Origin of the sequence: uncultured Psychroserpens sp., assembly GCF_947492715.1 — a bacterium.
Taxonomy (GTDB): domain Bacteria; phylum Bacteroidota; class Bacteroidia; order Flavobacteriales; family Flavobacteriaceae; genus Psychroserpens.
The window spans coordinates 226985-248059 of record NZ_CANLNS010000006.1 but is presented as its reverse complement, the minus strand read 5'-3'; the positions used below and the strand labels follow the sequence as shown (position 1 = coordinate 248059).

The 21075-nt window shown below is 34.2% G+C and carries 21 protein-coding genes; 9 read left to right on the top strand and 12 right to left on the bottom strand.

The window, feature by feature from the left end:
- Position 1 precedes the first annotated feature (1 nt).
- Both Q0787_RS15445 and Q0787_RS15440 read left to right on the top strand, forming a co-directional pair.
- Positions 2 to 445 (top strand): Lrp/AsnC family transcriptional regulator, encoded by a 444-nt coding sequence (locus Q0787_RS15445; protein ID WP_298903735.1) that lies wholly within the window; start codon positions 2 to 4, stop codon positions 443 to 445.
- Positions 446 to 485: 40 nt separating this feature from the next.
- Positions 486 to 1040, top strand: coding sequence for a hypothetical protein (locus Q0787_RS15440; RefSeq protein ID WP_298903734.1), 555 nt, complete (start codon positions 486 to 488; stop codon positions 1038 to 1040).
- A 2-nt stretch (positions 1041 to 1042) separates the two neighbouring features.
- Here the strand turns inward: Q0787_RS15440 and Q0787_RS15435 are convergent, their stop codons facing one another.
- The 3 genes from Q0787_RS15435 to Q0787_RS15425 are packed head-to-tail and all read right to left on the bottom strand — an operon-like array spanning position 1043 to position 3420.
- A complete protein-coding gene (locus Q0787_RS15435; RefSeq protein WP_298903733.1) occupies positions 1043 to 1804 on the bottom strand; it encodes a DJ-1/PfpI family protein in 762 nt (253 codons plus the stop codon).
- Positions 1805 to 1834: 30 nt separating this feature from the next.
- Positions 1835 to 2212 carry a VOC family protein gene (locus Q0787_RS15430; RefSeq protein WP_298903732.1) on the bottom strand — a complete coding sequence of 126 codons (378 nt, stop codon included), beginning with the start codon at positions 2210 to 2212 and terminating at the stop codon, positions 1835 to 1837.
- Positions 2209 to 3420, bottom strand: a complete 1212-nt coding sequence (locus Q0787_RS15425) for an MFS transporter (RefSeq protein WP_298903731.1) — start codon at positions 3418 to 3420, stop codon at positions 2209 to 2211. Before Q0787_RS15425 ends, Q0787_RS15430 begins: the two co-directional genes overlap by 4 nt.
- Before the next feature lie 229 nt (positions 3421 to 3649).
- Between Q0787_RS15425 and Q0787_RS15420 the strand changes: the two genes are divergently transcribed.
- Positions 3650 to 4255, top strand: a complete 606-nt coding sequence (locus Q0787_RS15420; RefSeq protein WP_298903730.1) for a DUF1684 domain-containing protein — start codon at positions 3650 to 3652, stop codon at positions 4253 to 4255.
- Here the strand turns inward: Q0787_RS15420 and crcB are convergent.
- A complete protein-coding gene (crcB, locus tag Q0787_RS15415; RefSeq protein WP_298903729.1) occupies positions 4252 to 4620 on the bottom strand; it encodes a fluoride efflux transporter CrcB in 369 nt (122 codons plus the stop codon). The two genes, Q0787_RS15420 and crcB, sit on opposite strands and share 4 nt — an antisense overlap.
- A gap of 3 nt (positions 4621 to 4623) precedes the next feature.
- Positions 4624 to 5643 (bottom strand): SRPBCC family protein, encoded by a 1020-nt coding sequence (locus Q0787_RS15410; protein WP_298903728.1) that lies wholly within the window; start codon positions 5641 to 5643, stop codon positions 4624 to 4626.
- Positions 5644 to 5747: 104 nt separating this feature from the next.
- On the opposite strand from Q0787_RS15410, the gene Q0787_RS15405 reads away from it, so the two are divergent.
- A complete protein-coding gene (locus Q0787_RS15405) occupies positions 5748 to 7787 on the top strand; it encodes a dihydrofolate reductase (protein WP_298903727.1) in 2040 nt (679 codons plus the stop codon).
- Positions 7788 to 7883: 96 nt separating this feature from the next.
- Here the strand turns inward: Q0787_RS15405 and Q0787_RS15400 are convergent, their stop codons facing one another.
- From Q0787_RS15400 to Q0787_RS15375, 6 genes are all read right to left on the bottom strand, one after another.
- Entirely contained in the window at positions 7884 to 8591 is a 708-nt protein-coding gene (locus Q0787_RS15400; protein ID WP_298903726.1) for a hypothetical protein, read from the bottom strand.
- Between the two features lie 130 nt (positions 8592 to 8721).
- Entirely contained in the window at positions 8722 to 9345 is a 624-nt protein-coding gene (locus Q0787_RS15395; RefSeq protein ID WP_298903725.1) for a response regulator transcription factor, read from the bottom strand.
- Positions 9342 to 11129 carry a sensor histidine kinase gene (locus tag Q0787_RS15390; RefSeq protein WP_298903724.1) on the bottom strand — a complete coding sequence of 596 codons (1788 nt, stop codon included), beginning with the start codon at positions 11127 to 11129 and terminating at the stop codon, positions 9342 to 9344. The genes Q0787_RS15395 and Q0787_RS15390 overlap by 4 nt, the downstream gene beginning before the upstream one ends.
- Before the next feature lie 3 nt (positions 11130 to 11132).
- Entirely contained in the window at positions 11133 to 11573 is a 441-nt protein-coding gene (locus Q0787_RS15385) for a hypothetical protein (RefSeq protein ID WP_298903723.1), read from the bottom strand.
- A 10-nt stretch (positions 11574 to 11583) separates the two neighbouring features.
- Positions 11584 to 12606, bottom strand: coding sequence for a hypothetical protein (locus tag Q0787_RS15380; protein ID WP_298903722.1), 1023 nt, complete (start codon positions 12604 to 12606; stop codon positions 11584 to 11586).
- A gap of 311 nt (positions 12607 to 12917) precedes the next feature.
- Entirely contained in the window at positions 12918 to 13103 is a 186-nt protein-coding gene (locus Q0787_RS15375) for a hypothetical protein (protein ID WP_298903721.1), read from the bottom strand.
- 35 nt (positions 13104 to 13138) lie between these two features.
- On the opposite strand from Q0787_RS15375, the gene Q0787_RS15370 reads away from it, so the two are divergent.
- Positions 13139 to 13525 (top strand): nucleoside triphosphate pyrophosphohydrolase family protein, encoded by a 387-nt coding sequence (locus Q0787_RS15370; RefSeq protein ID WP_298903720.1) that lies wholly within the window; start codon positions 13139 to 13141, stop codon positions 13523 to 13525.
- A 27-nt stretch (positions 13526 to 13552) separates the two neighbouring features.
- Here Q0787_RS15370 and Q0787_RS15365 read toward each other — a convergent pair whose 3' ends face one another.
- Positions 13553 to 14626 carry a branched-chain amino acid aminotransferase gene (locus Q0787_RS15365; protein ID WP_298903719.1) on the bottom strand — a complete coding sequence of 358 codons (1074 nt, stop codon included), beginning with the start codon at positions 14624 to 14626 and terminating at the stop codon, positions 13553 to 13555.
- Between the two features lie 116 nt (positions 14627 to 14742).
- On the opposite strand from Q0787_RS15365, the gene Q0787_RS15360 reads away from it, so the two are divergent.
- The 4 genes from Q0787_RS15360 to Q0787_RS15345 all read left to right on the top strand — a co-directional run bounded on the left by Q0787_RS15360 (position 14743) and on the right by Q0787_RS15345 (position 21070).
- Entirely contained in the window at positions 14743 to 15264 is a 522-nt protein-coding gene (locus Q0787_RS15360; protein ID WP_298903718.1) for a DUF4920 domain-containing protein, read from the top strand.
- 1 nt (position 15265) lies between these two features.
- On the top strand, positions 15266 to 15943 hold the full coding sequence (gene mnmD / locus Q0787_RS15355; RefSeq protein WP_298903717.1) for a tRNA (5-methylaminomethyl-2-thiouridine)(34)-methyltransferase MnmD: 678 nt from the start codon (positions 15266 to 15268) through the stop codon (positions 15941 to 15943).
- Between the two features lie 54 nt (positions 15944 to 15997).
- On the top strand, positions 15998 to 16906 hold the full coding sequence (locus Q0787_RS15350; RefSeq protein WP_298903716.1) for a TIGR01777 family oxidoreductase: 909 nt from the start codon (positions 15998 to 16000) through the stop codon (positions 16904 to 16906).
- 129 nt (positions 16907 to 17035) lie between these two features.
- Positions 17036 to 21070, top strand: coding sequence for an FG-GAP-like repeat-containing protein (locus tag Q0787_RS15345; protein ID WP_298903715.1), 4035 nt, complete (start codon positions 17036 to 17038; stop codon positions 21068 to 21070).
- The last annotated feature ends 5 nt before the right edge of the window (positions 21071 to 21075 follow it).

Sequence of the window (21075 nt, the reverse complement as noted above, 5' to 3'; positions counted from 1 at the left end):
AATGTATATAGACTCCTTAAATTGGAAGATTTTAAAATGCCTTCAACAAAATGCGAGGCAATCGAACACTCAAATTGGGAGGCAAGTTGGGATTAGCTCTCCTGCAGTGTCCGAGCGTATAAAAAAAATGGAAGATGCCGGGATTATTGAAAATTACAACGCCTTAGTTTCTCCTTTTGAAGTAGGTTATCAACTTAAGGCTTTGATTACATTACGAGCATTTATGGGTATGCTAAAGCCGTTTTTAGAGAAGGTTAAAACATATCAAGAAGTGATTAATTGTTATCGCATAACTGGTAATGAAAATATCGTAATGGAAGTTGTTTTAAAAAACCAAAAGCATCTCGAATCCTTTATTGATCAACTCATCGTTTATGGTGAAACCAAAACTCAAATTGTACTGTCTCATGTGGTAAAACACAATGAGGTAAAACCATTAAAATAAAAATATATATTTGTAATCATCTTAAAAAAAAAGCCCTTTTATGAAATTAATATGCAGCACATTATTTTGTTTGTTTTTATTTACTTTTTCTATTAATGCTCAAGTTACTATAGAACCACCTACTGAAGGAAAGAGCGTCATTTATTTCATGAGGACAAGCGGTGTTGGAGGACTATTAAATTTTAGATTTTTTGATAATACGACGTATTTAGGAAAGTTTAAAGGTGTAAACTATATGCGTTATGAGTGTGAGCCAGGAGAACATATGTTTTGGGTGAAAGCAGAAAACACAGATTATCTAGAAGCAAATCTTGAAGCTGGAAAAATTTACTTTGTTGAAGCAAATGGAGTTCCTGGATTAATGACTGTTGGTGTTAAGTATAAATTGGTAGATTACAGTCATAAAAGACAGTTTAAACGTATCCAAAAATTAATGGCAAAAAAAGAGCCTAAAGTGTTTACAGAAGAAGAATTGAAAACAGATCAAGAGAAGTTTAAATTAATCATTAAAGATGGTTTAGCCACTCTTGAAAGAAAACGAAACCGAGGTAAAAAACTAAAGCGCCTTGAAAAAGATAATAATTATAAAAACTAAATTCAGTCTTTAATTATCAAGTGCGGAACTTTATCAAGTTCCCAATCAATTACAAGACCTCCTGCTAGACTTTTAGCAATGTCTTTTCCATAGAGGTGTTCGCATAAATATAGTGCAGCTTCGAAAGATTTCGCACCTCCTGCCGATGTGATGTATTTGCCATCATGAACAAATAGTACATCTTTTCTTATATCTAATTCAGGAAAACGTTCGCGCATTGTATCTATATCGCTAGGGAATGTTGTTGATACAGCATTATCTAATAGTCCGGCCTGAGCCAAAACAAAAGCACCATCGCAATGCGACGTGATAAACTGTGCATCTTTGTCAATACGTTTCACAAAATCAATCATTACAGTATCCTCTAAATCACTATCTAAATGATGCTCAGCGCTTGGCACTACAAGAATATCTATTTTTGGTAAATCATCCTTGGTATAGTTGAAATCGGGTAAAATACGCATGCCTTCAAAAGTTACAATAGGCGCATTTGTATTTGCTACTGTGAATACATTCATAGGTTTAATACGATCTCTAAAAATAGTGTGTTGAAAAATATCAAAAGGCGCGGTTAATTCGGTATTATAAACACCATCCATTATTAAAAAAGCAACATTGTATCGGTTGGGTTCTAGCACAGGAACGTACTTTTCCGAATCTAAATCTTTGGCTTTTGTTTGCTCATTTTTTACATTTTTCTTGTCTTCGGAAATATTACAACTCACAAAAAAGAGCAATATCAAAATATAAATAGTGTGTTTCATAATTTAGAATTTGTACTTGTCAAAATATAATTAATTAATACGCCACGGCGGATTTTTTCTATTGTCGCCTGCCTTGAATAGAATAATATGATTTCCATCTAAATCGTACAAATGGGCTTCACGCCATAGCCAATCTTTATCTTCAGGTTCAGAGGTAAATATAATTCCTTTTTGTTGAAGATGACCTACTATGTCATCGAGATTGTCTTCTTCAAAGTAAATGCTAATACGATTTCCAGATGGTAATTCATCTACCTTATGAATCGAGAAGGTTGCATTTCCGTCAGGGCATTCAAATCGTACATAGCGAGGCAAAGCATCAACGATGAGGTTTAGCCCCAGAATTTCATAAAACTCTGAGGCTTTTTCTACATCTAAAGACGGTATTGTGATTTGGTTTAAATTCATGTCAGCTCTTTTTTAGTTGAAAGAATTTTTCTTAAGTATAATAGAAGTAAAACACCCAAAATTCCAAGACCTACCATGACATACCAAGTGTTATCGTACCCTAAGCTATCAACCAATCTAAGGCCAAGAGTATGACCAAAAACATGAGCAATTGAAAACGCCATAATATACATGGATAAATACTGACCTTGCTTTCCTTTTTTTGCTCTATTCATTGCAAAAGCATTTGAGAAAGGGAATGCAATCATTTCTCCAACTGTCATAAATAACATGCCTATAACAAGTATGCCAATCCAACTCGTTAAATTCAGAACATAAAAACTTAGTGCAGTAAGCAATAAGCCAAATAACATTAAGCCTACTTTTGTATAGCGGCTATCTTCTAACCATTTAATGAGCGGCATTTCTAATACGAAAATAAAGAATCCGTTAAGCCCTAAAAGCAAACCAATTTCAGGTTCTGTTAAACGATGAATGTCTTTGTAATATAAAGGCATGGTAGAGAAATACTGTAAAAATATAATTCCGAAAATAAGCATAGCGACAAAAAATATCCAAAACGGTCCGTCTTTAAAAACTGAAACTGGGTTTTCTGTAATTTTATCATCAATAGGTTTTGCAACTCTCGGGTTGAGTACTCTTATTAGTAATAAAGTTGCTAGAATACAAGTAATACCGTCTACCCAAAATAATCCACTATAACCTATGGTCGCAATAATTAGACCTCCAAGAACTGGTCCTGCAGAAAAGCCTAAATTAATAGCAAGACGAATCAATGTAACAGATCGTGTTTTGTTTTCAGGTTTGCTATAAACACTCATGGCTACAAACATAGCTGGTCTAAAGGTGTCTGCGACTACCATGACTAAAAAGATTCCAAGGCAAACTTGAGAAAATGTAGTAAGAAACTGAAGTGCTATAAATAGAATTCCAGTACTTAATAAGCTTCGGACCATAACTTTATAATAGCCTATTTGATCAGTGAGTTTACCACCAATCCATGTTCCAACTACAGAGCCTAGACCAAAACAACTCATAACCCAGCTCACATCTGTAAGAGAAAACTCTAAATCGACGGTGAGATATATAGATAGAAACGGAATTACCATTGTTCCAGATCTATTGATAAATGTCATGAGTGCTAGCCACCAGACTTCTTTAGAGAGTCCTCTAAAAGTATTTATATAATTGTTAAAAAGCGTTTTCATTTTGGTTGTTGTATAAATGTAAAAAGTCCGACGATATCGTCGGACTTTTTATGATTGATTAGTTATATAATTATATTATCATAGCATATAGGAGGCCCGACTCTTTATAAAAGAGGTCTTTTGTCTCTGAGAATATGTTACGATATAGTTTCGCATTTTTATTAATTATTGTGCACCAAAGCTATGAAAAAATTGTTTAAGTTGTATTTTTGATATGAAAAATATAATTATGAAACATAATTTACTACTCTTAGTGATGTTTGTATCAACATTAGGTTGCTCACAGGATAAGAGACCCATTAAAGGTGAAACCGAATTTCAGAAAGAAATAAACGCAGAGTACAAAGATGCTACAACGTCGCCTCTAAAGGAAAAGGATAGAAAGAACTTTAAGGGCTTAGATTTTTTTAAGTTCGACTCTACGTTTGTGGTCAAAGCTAATTTTAAAAGAACGCCTAATGAAAACGTGTTTAAAATGAAAACGACAACAAGTCGTTTACCAGAATATGTAAAATATGGTGTGGTTTCTTTTGAGCTTCATGATAAAAGCTATCAGCTGAACATTTACCAGAACCAAGATTTAATTAAAGAAGAAGGTTACGAGGATTACTTGTTTCTACCGTTTTTAGATAATACCAATGGAGGTGAAAGCTATGGAGGTGGACGTTATATAGATTTGAGGATTCCAGATGGCAATAGCATACTTATAGACTTCAATAAGGCTTATAACCCATATTGTGCTTATAACGAACGCTATTCTTGCCCTATAGTGCCAAGAGAAAATTATTTAGATTTAGAAATAAAGGCAGGTGTTAAGACCTTCGACAAACATTAAGATTTAACTAAATACATTCCAAAGAATACGGCTAGAAAACCTATAGCAAAACTTGCAATAGTATAGATAGCAAAGGAAGTGAAATCTCCAGATTTTAACATAAGGTGATTTTCATAAGCGAATGTAGAAAAAGTTGTAAAACCACCACAGAAACCTGTAGCTAAAAATAAAGTTTGATTTGAACTTAGGGCATCATTTTTTGCAGCCAATCCTAGTATGATTCCAATAAGTAGACTCCCTAGAATGTTGGCAGCAAATGTTCCATAAGGGATACCGTTTTCAGAATCATTGAGAAATTTTCCAATAAGATATCGAAGAACACTACCAAATCCACCACCAATAAATACCAATAGAAGTTGCTTCATAGGTTATTCAACTTCTAAATAAATTTCGGTTGTCCATTCAGCTGGATTAGGCGTAGATATTGGGTCTGTTGTGTAGGTTTCAATAGCCATCCCATTTTCAGGTTGAACTAAGTTGTTTTCGGCAATATAAGCCATCGCTTTTTCCCAAGCCTCTTTCAGATTATCATAATCTCCATGTAGTACTGTTTTAACAGCTTTAAAAGGCTCTATTTGACCTGTGAGTATGTCTGGATCGTTAGTTACAATTTTTGAGGTTGTTGGTACACAACAAGAAAACATTACTGCATTATTTTCTACATCCCATTTATGGTAAATAACAAATGGTTTTCCTGCCATTGTAATATTATTGGCTATAGCATAACCTCCAACTTTTGGTAACATGTCTTGCATTTTTTGTTTAAAATCTTCCATTTTACAAGAGGTCGTATTATACAGATAAAAACCACCACCATGTTGGGTGATTCCTTCTACATTAACACTGTATTTTGACATATCTGCAACTAAAACACTATCTAGTTTTTCAAGACTTCTTTCATAATGTGGTCCTATTTGTTTTTCCATTCCACCCATAAATGCTGAAAACGCTTTAAAACCAAATGGTAAATCTTTACCTGAAATAGACCATGTCACATCCGTAGTACCATTGGTATTGTCTTTTAAATTCCATGTGATATCAGATTTTGGGAAGTCGGCAAATTGCATTTCTTGAACAATTACTTCATTGGCTTTTGTGTCTATGGTTTTCATCGTTCCGATGCCATCAGCATCTTCCCATTTATAAGACCCATCAATTCCTCTAGTTTTTTCAGGAAGTGTAAGTACCATGTCTGGATCTGCTTCGACCCAAGAGGACCAAGATTCCCAATTTTTAAAGTCTATAATGTTATTGTAAACCACACTGCTTGGCGCGTTAATCGTTTTTGTACGTGTGACCTCAAATGAATTTGGCTGAACGGCTACATAAATTGACAAGCCAATAAAAAGGATGAGCAATAAAAAGAGAATATACTTAAGTGCTTTCATTTTTTGATTTTTGATGTGACATTAATTAGGTACTCAAAGATAATCAATTTTAGGAGATGTTAATAAATGTTTACATTTGCGAGACAACAATTAAATATTTAACAATGAAATTAAAATTTATACTAGTGTGTGCTGTTATGGCTGGTATTATGTTCTCATGTGGAGAAGATAAAAAAGGCGAAAACACAGACACGACTGATGTAGAAAAAACAAAAGAATTTAGCTTTAATGTTGAGCAATTTGCAGATATTAAAATCTTACGTTACCAAATCCCTGGTTGGGAAAACCTGACCTTAAAAGAGCAGAAATTAGTATATTATTTAACGCAAGCTGGTTTAGCAGGTCGGGATATTATGTGGGATCAAAACTACAGACATAACTTGAAAATAAGACATGCTCTAGAAAATGTATACGCTAATTACGGAGGTGATAAAACATCTAATGATTGGAAAGCCTTTGAGACTTATTTGAAGCGCGTGTGGTTTTCAAATGGGATACATCATCATTATTCTAATGATAAAATAAAACCAGAATTTTCTTCTGATTATCTGCAAAGTCTATTAGCAGATACGAACACCACACTTGAAGGTGAGGCTTTTGATGTCATTTTTAATGATAAAGACTCTAAAAAAGTAAATCAGGCAAAAGATGTTGACAATGTATTACTATCAGCGGTTAATTTTTATGGTCCAGATGTGACCAACGCCGATGTAGAGAGTTTTTATAAAAATAAAGTGTCTCCAAACTCAGAAAGACCTTTGTCTTATGGTTTAAATTCTCAATTGGTAAAAGAAGACGGTGTTCTGAAAGAGCGTGTATATAAATCGGGAGGCTTATATGGAGCAGCAATTGATGAAATTGTGAAATGGTTAGAATTGGCTCAAGGAGTTGCCGAAAATAAAGCTCAAGGTGATGCCATAGGATTACTAATTGAATATTACAAAACAGGTGATTTACAAACATGGGATGACTATAATGTTGCTTGGACAGCAGCTACTGCTGGTAATGTAGATTATATTAACAGTTTTATTGAAGTTTATAATGACCCATTAGGATATAGAGGTTCTTATGAGAATATCGTTCAAATTAATGACTTTGATATGTCTAAGAAGATGGCTGTACTTTCTGACAATGCACAATGGTTTGAGGATAACTCTCCATTGATGGACGAACATAAAAAGGATAGCGTGGTTGGAGTAACGTATAAAGTTGTAACAGTGGCTGGTGAAGCTGGAGATGCATCTCCAAGCACACCTATTGGTGTGAATTTACCTAATGCCAACTGGATAAGAAAGGAAGTTGGAAGTAAATCTGTATCATTAGGTAATATTATCCATGCTTACAATAATGCTGGTAGTACCGGAAGATTAAAGGAATTTGTTCATGACGAAGAAGAGTATGAACTTGAAAAAGCATACGGACAATTGGCAGATAAATTACACACTGCATTACATGAAGTAATTGGACATGCATCTGGACAATTAAACAAGGGTGTTGGTGAGACTAAAGAAACATTAAAAAACTATGCCTCTACATTAGAAGAAGGGCGTGCCGATTTAGTTGGACTATACTATTTATACAATCCAAAACTTCAAGAGCTAGGTTTAGTTGAAGATTGGAAGGCCGTAGGTAAAGCTGCATACGATGGCTACATAAGAAACGGACTTATGACTCAGTTAATTAGATTGAATCTTGGAGATGACGTAGAAGAAGCGCATATGCGAAATAGACAATGGGTATCTGCATGGGTATTTGAGAAAGGTCTTGAGGATAATGTTATAGAAAAAGTGACACGAGATGGTAAAACCTATTTCAATATTAACGATTATGAAAAACTACATGAGTTATTTGGTCAGCTTTTAAGAGAAACACAACGTATTAAATCTGAAGGTGATTTTGAAGCAGTTGAGGCTTTGGTAGAAGGCTATGGTGTAAAAGTAGATCAAGATATTCATGCTGAAGTTTTAGAGCGTAATAAGCAATTTACATCTGCACCTTATAGTGGTTTTGTAAACCCTGTTCTAGTTGCTGAAAAGAATGACGATGGAGACATTACATCAATTAAAGTGACACAACCGGATACATTTGAAGGACAGATGTTAGAGTATAGTAAAACATACGGTTTCCTTCCTGAAGAAAACTAAACTGTTAAAGTTATATAAATGGAGAAAGGATGTGACTTTTGTCACATCCTTTTTTGTTGATAAAATGTTCTCTCCCTATAGTTTTTATCAACTTTACTATTTAGTTGTTAATTTGTAAATGATTTTGAGCGAAAAAGTATTAGCATATCTATCAAAGAAATAGTTGTTGTCAGAGATGTCTATACTTTCAATGGCTTCCCCATTTTCTAAAACTTCTTGTCCAGATAATGCTCTTAAAAAGTCCTTTGGTTTTCTGTATGATAACAATTCATAAGATAATCCAATAGCAACATGTTCATTGAAATTATATGAAATTCCTAAACCGCCACTTATTTTTTGATTAAAGATAGAGCCATTTTGAGATTCATTAAATGTTGCCAGATTTACAATGCCTATAAAACTTAATCCAGATATTTTATGTAGTTCACCAATTTCATCTCCGTCCTTATTTGTAAATCTATAAACTTTTCGTTTGAATGTGACCGGAACAGAGACAACAGAAGATAAAACAAAACTTGTGTTCTGAGCGTCACTTAATATTAAAGTTCTATTCACTGGTGAAATCTGCGCTAGATATAAAGTCTCTAAACTATTGTTAAAGCCAAGGCTTAGCCCAAAGGAAACGGCTTCATTAATAGTTCCTAAATCGATTTCAGTCTTTTTTAAAGTATCGTTGCCGTCATCAGTATTAAGACTAAGTACGCCATCGTCATTTTTAAATGGTTTTAAGTATTTTTTTTGTTGACTGAAAGTGTGCGTCGAAAATGAGATAAGTAAAACTATTAATAATGCTTTTTTTTTCATGATAGTTGATTTATGTTATTCAATAAACTGTCGATAATAAGTGAAATGTTACTTCTCAAAAGTATGTTTCAATTGAGCACAAAAAAATACCCTTTAATGGGTATTTTTAACTGTTAATGTTTACTTGATGCTAAAACTTATATTTTTTTTCTAAAGCATAACGCATAAGTTCACCTTTACCTTGTAAACCTAGAATACGTACCATGTTTTTGCGATGCGTATCAACAGTATGGACACCAATAAAAAGCTCATCCGCAATTTCCCGAGACGTTTTACCTAAGGCAATTAATTCTAGAATTTCTATTTGCCGTTTGGTTAGTAAGCCCTTAGTTTTTGTTTTGTTTTCTGAAGACAGAATATTAGTGTTAATATTTGCATCGAAATATGTTTCGCCTTTAGCAACTGTGCGAATAGCATTTAAGACCTCATTAAGCGATGAGTTTTTTAAAATATAACCAGTTGCTCCAGCATCTAACATTTGTTGTATGGCATCAGTTTGATCAAACATTGAAAACGATAACACCTTTATCTCTGGGTTCGTTTTTTTAATACGTTTAGTGGCTTCAATACCATCTAATTTGGGCATTCTTATGTCTGTTAATACAACATTAGGTCGTTTCTTTTCGACGATTTTCAAAAGCGCTTCACCATCATTGGCAGTGCCAACAATAGAAATGTCATCCTCATATTCAAGAAGTAATTGTATGCCATCAATAAGCGATTGATGATCTTCGGCTATGGCTAATCGTATCATAATGGAATATCAATAATTATAGTAGTACCTTGTTTTTTTTCAGATTCTATAGTCATCGAGCCTTCTAAATGCTCTATGCGTTTATCAATACTGCTAATTCCCATGCCTTTATTGGTTTTTGTGACCTGACTAGGGTTAAAACCAATACCATTATCTTCGACCATGATGTTTAAACTGTCCTCATGATTGGTAATGTGAATAGTAGCCTCAGAAGCCCTAGCGTGCTTAATCACATTTGTAATGAGTTCTTGAATGATTCTAAAGATGGTGAGCTCAAGGCTGTTCTCAAGCCTAGTTTCCAAGCCATGATCTATTACATCTATTTTTATTTTATTTGATGCGGAAATGTTCTCAGCCATATCATTTATGGCTTTTAATAGTCCTTGTTTGGCTATAACACCAGAGTTTTTCGCATGAGCTACAGTTCTTACCTTGTCATACGCTTCATCAATAAGCTGGTTCGTTTTATCGTAAAGTTCTGGCGTTTGTTTGTCTTTAAGTGCATTAAAATGGAGTTTAACTGTGGCCATGAGTCCTCCTAAATCGTCATGCAAGTCATTAGCAATGCGTTGACGTTCTTTTTCTTGACCTTCAATCATGGCGTCGATAGATTTCAATTCTTGTTCTTTTAAAACTGTGGTCAATTTTTGAGTTTCTAGTTCTTTGTCTTGCTCAGCCAGTTTTTGTTTACGTTTGGTGTTTTTAAAGAGGAGGAAGGCAATGATGCTGCCTAGGGCTAGGGCGCCACCTAGACCATAAACGAGATTTTGTTTTTTTCTAGCATTGGCTTCGCTTTCTAAACGTTTTGTTTCGCTTTCTAGGTTGTCGGCTCTAAGAGTCTGGTTATCATATCTTTCTTGAATGTCGTTTATTGCAATATTTTGCTCAAGATTATCAATACTGTCTTTTATAGTATTTAATTTTTTTGAATACGTTAAAGCTCTCTGGTAATCCTTCGTTTTTTCATAAACATCTGTCAAATTTTGATAAAATATTGCCTTTGATTTTAAATCATTCTTGTTTAAATTAATTGAATCTGCTTTTTGATAATATTTTATAGCTCTTAGATAGTCATGCTTTTTTTTATAAGCCTCAGCTTGGTTATTATAGCTATATGCGATAAAGGTTAAATCATTATTTTTTTTATATACGGGAATAACTTGTTTGAAAATTTTTAAGGCTTCATCGTATTTTTTTGAGATGGTATTATAAACAACCCCTTTATTAAACAAAAAATCTGTTGCTAATAAAGTGTCCTGACCTAAAAGTGCTGCTTTTATTGCTTTATCAAAATAGATCTCTGATTCTAATGCTTCATCGGCCTTCAGGTAAGTTACAGCTAGAGTTGAATAGGCATTTGCTTTGTCGATCAAATCATTTGAATTTTCTGAGAAAGCTAAGTATTCGTCAATATAAGGTTGTGATGATACTTTAATGTTTCTTTGATGCGCAAGTAAGTCAATAATGTGCAGGTTGATTTTAGCTGCTTGTTTTAGACTATCAATTAGGGTGTATTCATTTTTCGCTTTTTTTAATGCCTCAAACGCTAAACCATGATTGTCTCTCTGAATTTCTAAAATTCCCCTTACTTCTTGAAACTTCGCACTTTCAAAGGCAGACAAGTCCTCTGTTTTAATAGAATCTAAATAAAATATAGTAGAGTCTTGATTTTTTAGTTTCAAAAAAAACTCAGCCTTCTGAAGTGAGGCGTTCTGAGAATAGCAAAAACCAGTAAGAAATATACTTACTGGTAAAAGTAGAGCTATGATTTTTATTTTTTTCAATATTTAAGGTCTTCTTCCAACTAATATTGAGCCATCCTTGTCATCTGGATTTAAAATATTATTTAGTTTTTCACAATGTGGCTTTCGCGGAGGATTTGTGTTTTCATTTACCCTAAATACTAATTTAATTTCCTCATATTTTTTAAATGATATCCCATTTAAATTGACACTATTTTTAATCTCTATATCTTGAGCATTCTGCTCGTCACGAGTGATGTGAACTTCAATTCTTTTCTCGTCTTGGCACCACAAAACGTCATCTAAAACATATCTTTCTTTATCATATTGTACATTAAAGAGTTTAAAATCTGCCTTGTCAAGATTATCAGTATTTGGTATCCAATAGAATTTTCCCGCTAAAATAGTTTCTTTCAATCTAATATCTCCATGTAGGAGTTGAAACGATGTTTTTTGTTTACTTATAGGTCTTCTTTCTGTTGCCATAATTGTAAATTTAATTAGTTAATATTAATTTTTTAATAGTTATATTTTTTTTTCTATAATATCCTGGATGTTCAGGTTTAAAATCTCGATTTAAAATATCATTAATATTGCAGGCCAGAGACATTTGCTGTCCGGAATCTGAATTATTACTTGCAAAAATTAATCCAATAGCCTTTTTGTCTTCAGAAAACAATATAGATCCACTATCCCCATCATCAGATATTTTTTCAACCATTATTTGATTTCTAAATATTTTGATCTCTTTATTTTTACCATGCTCTATTTCAAATTTTATGGTTGTATTATCTGATAAAATTTTGCCTTCCGTTTCTCCTGTTCGAACTCCCTTTTTTAACACACGTTTTCCAATTTCAGGAACACCTATTTTATTAATTATTGGCACTCCGCGTAGTATGTCTTTTTTTAAAATTTCGTCCTTAATAGAGTCAAAATTAAAATGGAATATAGCAGCATCTATCTCATTAAATTTAGAAGCCCAAAATAAATTCCCTACAATACGTTTATCTTCAAATCTTCCACGAGAATCTATGTAGTGTTTATATATAGGGTCTCCTAGTTTACCACTTTTGCCTTTTATGACGTGCCAATTACTAATACCAAATAATTCGTTGGGAAATTTAGATAAAGAAAACAAACCTCCGACGGTTCCTCCTGTTTCATAATGCTCTGTATATACTCTTAAAAATTCATATTTACCTTTTTCACTATAATTTTTAATGCTTATTCTTTCTGTTGGTTTTTTATATACACGTATATATTTCGGTTTATTTTTTGTTTCGTTTTTATTAAGAGGACTTGTTATGTGCAATCTATTATTAGGTATTGGTAGGTATGAAGGTATATCGTCAATATTTTTTTGAAAGATTTTCACTCTTTCAACTGATTTTTCGTCTTTGTTTTCGAGATAGCCAACACGTAGTACATAGTATTTCCAAAACAGAAATTTCTTTTTAAAAACAGCTATAAATTCAATTCCTTCATAAATGATAAACGAGTCACTGTATTCTGTCATTGCGAGATTCGCGTCCTTTTTTGTGATAAAAAATCTACTAATTTTCATTTTTTCACCGAAGAATTAACAAACGAAAATATAGAAGCATGGATCTTTTAAAAAGAAACAGCACTGTTTAGGGAGCAATAACAAATGTGAGGAAATAATTTTCATTCTGGTTGGATTAATTAATTAGTTAACACCACAAATATGCAACGCAGTAGCATATTAAAACATACCTGATGATGGGTATTTTAATCCATTAAGTTACAAAAAAAACAAGATTTAGGAAGAAATTTCCGACGCTAGCATCAAATCGAGAACGTTATGCCTTAAACAAACACAAATTTAATGGCTGCAATTAATAGGATAAACGCAATAAAGGCAATCAACACCCAAACACTTCCTTTGTAGTATTTTCTATGGAGTTTTACATCTTTTCGATAAGCAGCAAAAATGATGATAGCAAAAACTACTGCGAATAAAATTCCGAAAATCAATTGACCATTAGTAAACATATAGCTATTTTTATGGCAAAATTAAGACAATTAAAATGAAAGATAAAATAGAAGCTGTTAAAGCATTTCATACCGCATTTAAAATAGGTCATAGAGAAACACCAAAAGCAAATTTAGGTGCCGATAAGAATAAGTTACGCTATAAATTAATGCGTGAAGAAAATGAAGAATACCTAGAAGCGGCTGATGCTAATGATTTGGTTGAAGTGGCTGATGCGCTTGGGGATATGTTGTATATTCTTTGTGGTACAATTATAGAACACGGGCTCCAATATAAAATTGAAGAAGTGTTTAACGAAATCCAACGTAGTAACATGAGTAAGCTCGGCGAAGATGGAGAGCCTATTTATAGAGACGACGGAAAAGTGTTAAAGGGACCAAACTATTTTAAACCTCATATAAAAGAAATTTTAGAAGCATAAAAAAAAGAGCCGTTAGGCTCTTTTTTTTTATTTTATTTGATATCTCCAGTTATGTTTGTCCTCAGACAGATTATGCTGGATATGTAACATTTGCTTTTTAAGTTTAGCTGCAAAACCCTGATCACCCAAATCTTCAATTTCATGAACTTTTTCTCGGAATTCAAATGCAGAAATTTCACTTATAACTGCAGCAGTTCCAGCACCAAAAATTTCTTTTAATGAGCCATTTTCAGAAGCCTCAACAATTTCATGCACCTTAATTGGTCGTACTTCAACATCAATGCCACTATCCTTAGCCAACTGAATGACACTTTTTCTTGTGACACCATCTAGGATACGGTCACTTGTAGGTGCTGTGATAAGCGTATCATTAATTCTAAAGAATACATTCATTGTACCAGCCTCTTCTAATAATGTATGCGTATTAGAGTCTGTCCATATAACTTGCTGATAACCCTTGTCTTGTGCTAATTTTGTTGGGTAAAACTGTGCGGCATAATTTCCGGCTGCTTTAGCATAACCAACACCACCATCTGCAGATCTACTGAAATGTTCTGCTATTAAAACTCTAACTTTCCCTTTGTAATAAGGAGAAACAGGTGAGCAGATAACCATAAAACGATAACTTTGAGAAGGTGCTGCCGCAATAACAGGTTCTATGGCAATGGCAAAAGGTCTAATATATAATGAGTTACCAACGCCTGTCTGAATCCAATCTTTATCTAAACTGATAAGTGTTTCTAGTCCTTCAAAGAAAAACTCTCTAGGGAATTCCGGCATTGCCAAACGAGAACAAGACTTGTTGATACGTTCAAAATTTTCTTCAGGTCTAAATAAAAAGACATCACCATTATCATCTTTATATGCCTTCATACCTTCAAAAACAGCCTGTCCATAATGAAATACACGAGCAGAAGGTTCCATAGGCATTGGACCATAAGGAACTATCTTTGGTTGTTGCCACTCTCCATCAATGAAATCACACATAAACATATGATCTGTGAAGGTCTTTCCAAAGGCTAAATTTTCAAAATTAACATCTTTAAGCTTTGAAGAAATTGCTTTTTCTACGTGTAAATTACTAGTATATATATTTGACATTTTTGGTTGTTTTGTGTTTTGCAAAAATAGTCATTTTTGATGGGTTATAAAACATAATATTTTCACAAAAAAAGCGTAACTTTGGTGCTTATAAATTTTAAGTAAATACAATAAAAATGAAACATATTTTTTCAATAGTATTAGTGGTTTTAGTTCTTGTGTCTTGTAAAGAAGAGGCTAAACAAGCTGAGAATGTGACTCATGTAGAAGAAAAAGCAGAGCTTCAAGATATTGCCTATACTTCTTTTGGCAAAGAAATTACAGCGTCAGATGCTCTTCCAGCAAAACGTATGGCGGTACATTATGAAAATATGACTGTAGGTGACTCGATTGATGCAAAGATGATTGCTAAGGTGGATGAGGTTTGTCAGGCAAAAGGGTGTTGGATGAAATTAGATTTACCTAATGGAGAACAAGTTATGGTTAAGTTTAAGGACTATGGCTTTTTTATGCCTAAGGATATTTCAGGTAAAGAAGTGGTTATTAATGGAAAAGCCTTTGTAAATGAAGTTCCTGTTGATGAACAACGTCATTATGCTGAGGATGGAGGTGCTACCCCAGAAGAGATAGCAAAAATTACCGAACCAAAAAAAACGTATTCATTTTTAGCAGACGGTGTTTTATTGAAAACTAAGTAGTTTGCAACGTAAAATAATTACCACCGCAGATGGCTCGAAAACCATTCAAATAGAAGATTGGAATGAGCAGTACCATTCTGTTCATGGTGCGATACAGGAAGCAAATCATGTGTATATTAAACATGGTTTGCTTTTTTTATATTCTAAAAATAAATCATTTCCTAAAACCAATATTTCAGTATTAGAAATTGGTTTTGGTACTGGTTTAAATGCACTGTTAACATTGCTTAAGGCGAATGAATTAAAACAAAGTATTAATTATGTTGGTATTGAAGCCTATCCAGTGACGTTGGATGAATTGAAACAACTTAATTATGCTTCAGAATTACAAACCGATAAGCATAACTTTGAAATCTTACATAACTGTTCATGGGAATCTCCCCATAGAATTTCGGAAGTATTTACTTTGACAAAACAGCAAATGTTCTTTAAAGATATTTCAGAAGAAAACGCATTTGATGTGATTTATTTCGATGCCTTTGGAGCCCGTGTGCAACCAGAACTTTGGACAGAGTCCATTTTTAAACTTATGTATCGCGCTTTAAAACCTAATGGCGTACTAACTACATATGCAGCTATTGGTCATGTAAGACGAACAATGGAGTCATTGGGATTTGAGGTAGAAAAACTTCAAGGACCACCTGGTAAGCGACATATGCTCAGAGCAGTGAAACGTTAAACCCTTACTAAAATAGCTGGGCATGGTTCTGGATTTCTGTAAATTTGCTTAGCTATGAGAAAGGTCTTAATTACAGGAGCAACAGGTTTAATTGGTAGGGAAATTGTTAAAGTTTGCCACGACCAAAATCTTGTCGTTCATTATTTAACAACCTCCAAAACTAAACTTAGCACACAAGAAAACTATAAAGGATTCTATTGGAATCCTGTTAAAAATGAAATTGATGAACGTTGTTTTGATGGGATTGATGTCATAATTAATTTAGCTGGAGCAGCCATATCAAAACGATGGACAGATAGCTATAAGGCTGAAATTATTTCCAGTAGGATCATGGCGGCTAGATTACTAAAGCAGACCATTATAGAACATCAGCTTCCTGTTAAACACATTGTCTCAGCTAGTGCAATTGGAATATATCCTGATTCCATAACCAATTATTACGAAGAAGATGAATCAGATCTATCCAAATCGTTTTTAGGAGAAGTAGTTCAAAAATGGGAAACATCTTTAGATGAGTTTTCTGCCCTAGGAATTAGTGTGGCTAAGATTAGAATTGGTTTAGTTCTTTCTAAAAAAGGTGGAGCTTTGCCCGAAATTGCAAAACCAATACGTTTTGGTGCTGGAGCAGCTTTTGGTAGTGGCGACCAGTGGCAATCGTGGATTCATATTGAAGATCTCGCTCAATTATTTGTTTTCGCCGTTACCAATAACTTAGAAGGTATTTATAACGCCGTTGCCCCAAACCCAGTATCAAACACAGAATTAACCAAGGCGGTCGCAAAAATATTGCACAAACCTTTGGTGCTACCAAATATTCCAAAGTTTGCGATGAAATTAGCCTTAGGTGATATGCATATACTCTTATTTGAAAGTCAGCGCGTTAGTGCTTCTAAAATTGAAAATGCAGGTTTCTTATTCACTTACCATCATCTAGAACCAGCTCTGTTGGAAATTTTTAGTTGAGGGTACAATTTTAGTTGAAAACGTTAAACCAGTCAGGATTTAAACGCAATCGGTTGTTTTATATATAAAATCAATACGTAGTTCTTCGTATATTTTTTTGAATCCTTATATTTATAAAAAATCCAACTCGTGAATAAAACAATACCTTTTTTCTTTCTTAAAAGGAGCTTTGCTTTTTTTATTTTAGTATGTACTGCATTGCTCAATGCTCAACAGTTTGAGCAGGCACAAGTTATTTCGGGATTAGGCAGCTTGGCTAATAATAATGGCGTTGCTGTAGCCGATTATGATAATGATCTCGACCTTGATATCTATGTTGTGACCCTTACCAAAGATATATTGGGAGATGAAACGACTATTTCTAAATTATTTAGAAATAATAACGATGGTACTTTTACAGATGTTACTGGTCAGGCTGGTTTAAGCAATCTATTATCTTTAGATGAAGATATTGAACCGTTTTTTGGTTTGAAAGGGTTTAAGCATGGGGCATCTTGGGGAGATTATAATAATGATGGTTATCCAGATTTACTACTTACGCATTCTGAACGATTACAACTTCTTATTAATCAGGAAGGCGATTTCACCGAGGTAACTGAAGGTGCGGGGTTGGATGCTGTTAGTGAATGTAGACATACAGGTGCAACCTGGTTTGATTATGATAATGACGGATTTTTAGATATTTATGTGAACGACTGGGATGCCTGTGGAACCAATTCATTATACCGTAATAACGGCAACGGTACATTTACCAATGTTACGGTTGAGACTAATATGGAAGATAATGGCGTTTACGCAAGTTATACAGCTGTCCCTTTTGATATTGATAAAGATGGCTGGATGGATTTGTATGTTTCTAATGATTTTAACGAGCCTAATAGCTTATTTATGAATCAAAATGGAACGACATTCGTTGAAGATGCTCAAAGTTACGGACTTGATAATACTATTGATGACATGGGAGTTGCTTTTGGAGATTTTAATCTCGATGGTGCTTTTGATGTGTTTATTACAGGAATAGATGAGAATAGTTTGTTGCAAAATGACGGAGCTAATAATTTTACAGATGTTACAGCTATTAATAATATTACAGGAACAGGATGGGCTTGGGGAACAAGATTTGCAGATTTTGATTTAGATGGTGATGAAGATTTAATTATTGTTAATGGTTACGAATTTGAAGAACGAACCACAGAAGCTAATGTCTATTATACAAATTTGGCTTCAGAAGGAATGTCTGGTTTTGAAGACGCTTCAGATAACGTCAATTTTAATGCCGCCACAGTTAGCGTGGAAGCCATCGATTTTGATTATGATAATGATGGTGATTTAGATATTTATGTTACTAATGCCGATCAGCAATCTATTTTATACGAAAACAAACTTCTTAGCTTTGATGAAGAAAGTTCCTTACATTGGTTTAAGGTCATGTTGCAAGGGACAGTATCCAACCGTGATGCCATTGGTACAATTCTAAAACTTACCACAAACTCTGGTATTTATAGCAGATATTATACAGGTGTTGGGTTTTTATCTCAAAGTTTACAAGCAGTTCATTTTGGCTTAGCAGAAGAGACTCAAATCGTAGAATTGGAAATTAAATGGCCATCTGGCCTGATAGAGGTTTTTCAAGACTTGGATGTAGATACTACAGTTAGAGTCATAGAAGGTGAAGGTTTAGAGGTTCTAGATATTGCTCCAAGTCAGAAAATTTATGGGTGTACAGATCCATTTTCCTGTACATATAATCCAGAAGCTACATTAGATGATGGTACTTGTACTTATTTGAGTCCAAACGCAATTTCAGGAAATACAACCGCTGGTTTTTTAGCAGAGGAGATTTATACATATCCTATAGAACCTAATTCTACGGCTAGTTGGACAGTTATTGGAGGAGAGCTATTAGATGGACAGAATACTGACACAGTAATTGTAAAATGGAATCTAAATGAAACAGGAAGTTTAAGTGTTAGAGAGAATGATGGTAATTGTTTTAGTGAAGAACAACATTTAGAAGTTACGCTAAATGCAAATGATCTTCCTGAGGATGTTTCTATTGCTAGACTATGGAATGAAGTTTTACTAGAAGCAATTAGGAATGACTTTGCAAGACCAACTATTCATGCGCGTAATTTGTTTCACTCTAGCGTTGCCATGTATGATATATGGGCAATTTATGATGATGAAGCGCGACCATATCTTATAGGAAATACTGTAAATAACTTTACGACAGAATTGCTAGATTTTATTCCGTTAGAATCTATTGAAGAATCCCGTAAAAAGGCCATAAGTTATGCCATGTATCGTTTATTGAGTTATAGGTTTCAAAATGCACCAAATTCGTCACGACTACAGGAATTGTTTGATTTGGTTATGGAACAGTTGGGATATGAAACGACCTTTGCAGTGTCTACGCTTTATGAGTTTGGAAATGCTGCGGCTTTAGGAAATTATGTGGCCGAAGTGATAATTAACTACGGAAATGGAGATGGCTCTCAAGAGTTGAATTTTTTTAATAATCAGTACTATTTTTCAGTTAACCAGCCTTTGGCGCCAAATGTTCCAACAACAGAGTTCATGTTTGATCCAAATCGTTGGCAGCCTTTAAGTTTGAATACGTTTATAGATCAGAGTGGAAATTTAATAGAGGGTTCAACCGTCGAATTTTTAAGCCCGGAATGGGGAAATGTACACCCTTTTGCCATGCCTCAAGATGATAGTACAATTTTTCAGCGCGAGGGTGATTCTTATCGTGTTTATAATGATCCTAGTGATCCGCCATATCTTAATCTAACAACAAACGACGCATCTAGTGATGCTTATAAACTTGGGTTTTCTATGGTATCTATTTGGGGGGCTCACCTTGATCCAGGAGATGGCGTTCTTTGGGATATTTCTCCTGGTGCTATTGGAAACACTGATATTTCAACGTTTCCAACAAACTATGCTAATTATCCCAACTTTTACAATATTCTAGAAGGTGGTGATATAGGTACAGGCCATAATATAAATCCGGTAACTGGAGAGCCTTATGACCCACAATTGGTTCCAAGAGGTGATTACGCAAGAGTATTAGCAGAATTTTGGGCAGACGGACCAGATTCTGAGACACCGCCAGGACATTGGTTTACTATTTTAAATTATGTGAGCGAACATCCACTTCTTGAGAAAAAATTTGAAGGGGAAGGGGATGTGCTTTCCGATTTAGAATGGGATGTAAAAACCTATTTTATATTGGGAGGAGCTATGCATGATTCTGCTATTTCAGCTTGGAGTATAAAAGGATGGTATGATTATGTTAGGCCGATTTCAGCAATACGAAATATGGCGTTGCTTGGTCAAAGCTCGGACGAGACTCAGGATAATTATAATGTTGCTGGATTGCCATTGATGGAAGGCTATATTGAGGTGGTCGGACCATCAGATCCTTTGAGAGGAGAAGATAACGAGCATGTTGGTAAGATAAAGTTATTTACTTGGAAAGGACCAGATTTTATTGATGACGAAACGACAGATATAGCAGGAGTTGATTGGATTCTTGCCGAAAATTGGTGGCCTTATCAGCGTCCTACTTTTGTAACACCTCCTTTTGCAGGTTATGTATCTGGTCATTCTACGTATTCTAGAGCAGCTTCTGAAGTACTAACGAAGGTAACTGGAAGTCCATTTTTTCCAGGAGGACTTGGAGAATTTGTAGCGAGGCAAAATGATTTTTTAGTATTTGAACAAGGGCCTTCTGTTGATATAAAATTACAATGGGCCACTTATAGAGATGCGTCGGACCAAACGAGTTTGTCAAGAATTTGGGGAGGTATTCACCCTCCAGCCGATGACATCCCTGGACGATTAATTGGAGAGAAAGTTGGCAATGATGCTTTTGCTTTCGCCGTACCTTATTTTAGTGGAGAAGACGTAGTAATTGAACCTACCGAGCAAATTATATATCCTAACCCAGTAACAAATGGTGAGATTTTTATAACCAACACTGCGGTTGAGGATGTGATAACTATATTCGACATAAGAGGAAGACAAGTTAATATTCTTAAAACAGAATTTAACGAGTTTGGTAGTGTTACAAAACTTACGATTCCTAAAGGAACATCTGCGGGCTTATATTTTCTAAATATTAATGATGAGTCTAAAATGTTGATTATTAAGCGTTAATTTGG

Coding starts and splice junctions, on each gene's coding strand:
- Q0787_RS15445 (WP_298903735.1), top strand. CDS start 2: ATGTATATAGACTCCTTAAATTGGAAGATTTTAAAATGCCTTCAACAA.
- Q0787_RS15440 (WP_298903734.1), top strand. CDS start 486: ATGAAATTAATATGCAGCACATTATTTTGTTTGTTTTTATTTACTTTT.
- Q0787_RS15435 (WP_298903733.1), bottom strand. CDS start 1,804: ATGAAACACACTATTTATATTTTGATATTGCTCTTTTTTGTGAGTTGT.
- Q0787_RS15430 (WP_298903732.1), bottom strand. CDS start 2,212: ATGAATTTAAACCAAATCACAATACCGTCTTTAGATGTAGAAAAAGCC.
- Q0787_RS15425 (WP_298903731.1), bottom strand. CDS start 3,420: ATGAAAACGCTTTTTAACAATTATATAAATACTTTTAGAGGACTCTCT.
- Q0787_RS15420 (WP_298903730.1), top strand. CDS start 3,650: ATGAAACATAATTTACTACTCTTAGTGATGTTTGTATCAACATTAGGT.
- crcB (WP_298903729.1), bottom strand. CDS start 4,620: ATGAAGCAACTTCTATTGGTATTTATTGGTGGTGGATTTGGTAGTGTT.
- Q0787_RS15410 (WP_298903728.1), bottom strand. CDS start 5,643: ATGAAAGCACTTAAGTATATTCTCTTTTTATTGCTCATCCTTTTTATT.
- Q0787_RS15405 (WP_298903727.1), top strand. CDS start 5,748: ATGAAATTAAAATTTATACTAGTGTGTGCTGTTATGGCTGGTATTATG.
- Q0787_RS15400 (WP_298903726.1), bottom strand. CDS start 8,591: ATGAAAAAAAAAGCATTATTAATAGTTTTACTTATCTCATTTTCGACG.
- Q0787_RS15395 (WP_298903725.1), bottom strand. CDS start 9,345: ATGATACGATTAGCCATAGCCGAAGATCATCAATCGCTTATTGATGGC.
- Q0787_RS15385 (WP_298903723.1), bottom strand. CDS start 11,573: ATGGCAACAGAAAGAAGACCTATAAGTAAACAAAAAACATCGTTTCAA.
- Q0787_RS15380 (WP_298903722.1), bottom strand. CDS start 12,606: ATGACAGAATACAGTGACTCGTTTATCATTTATGAAGGAATTGAATTT.
- Q0787_RS15375 (WP_298903721.1), bottom strand. CDS start 13,103: ATGTTTACTAATGGTCAATTGATTTTCGGAATTTTATTCGCAGTAGTT.
- Q0787_RS15370 (WP_298903720.1), top strand. CDS start 13,139: ATGAAAGATAAAATAGAAGCTGTTAAAGCATTTCATACCGCATTTAAA.
- Q0787_RS15365 (WP_298903719.1), bottom strand. CDS start 14,626: ATGTCAAATATATATACTAGTAATTTACACGTAGAAAAAGCAATTTCT.
- Q0787_RS15360 (WP_298903718.1), top strand. CDS start 14,743: ATGAAACATATTTTTTCAATAGTATTAGTGGTTTTAGTTCTTGTGTCT.
- Q0787_RS15350 (WP_298903716.1), top strand. CDS start 15,998: ATGAGAAAGGTCTTAATTACAGGAGCAACAGGTTTAATTGGTAGGGAA.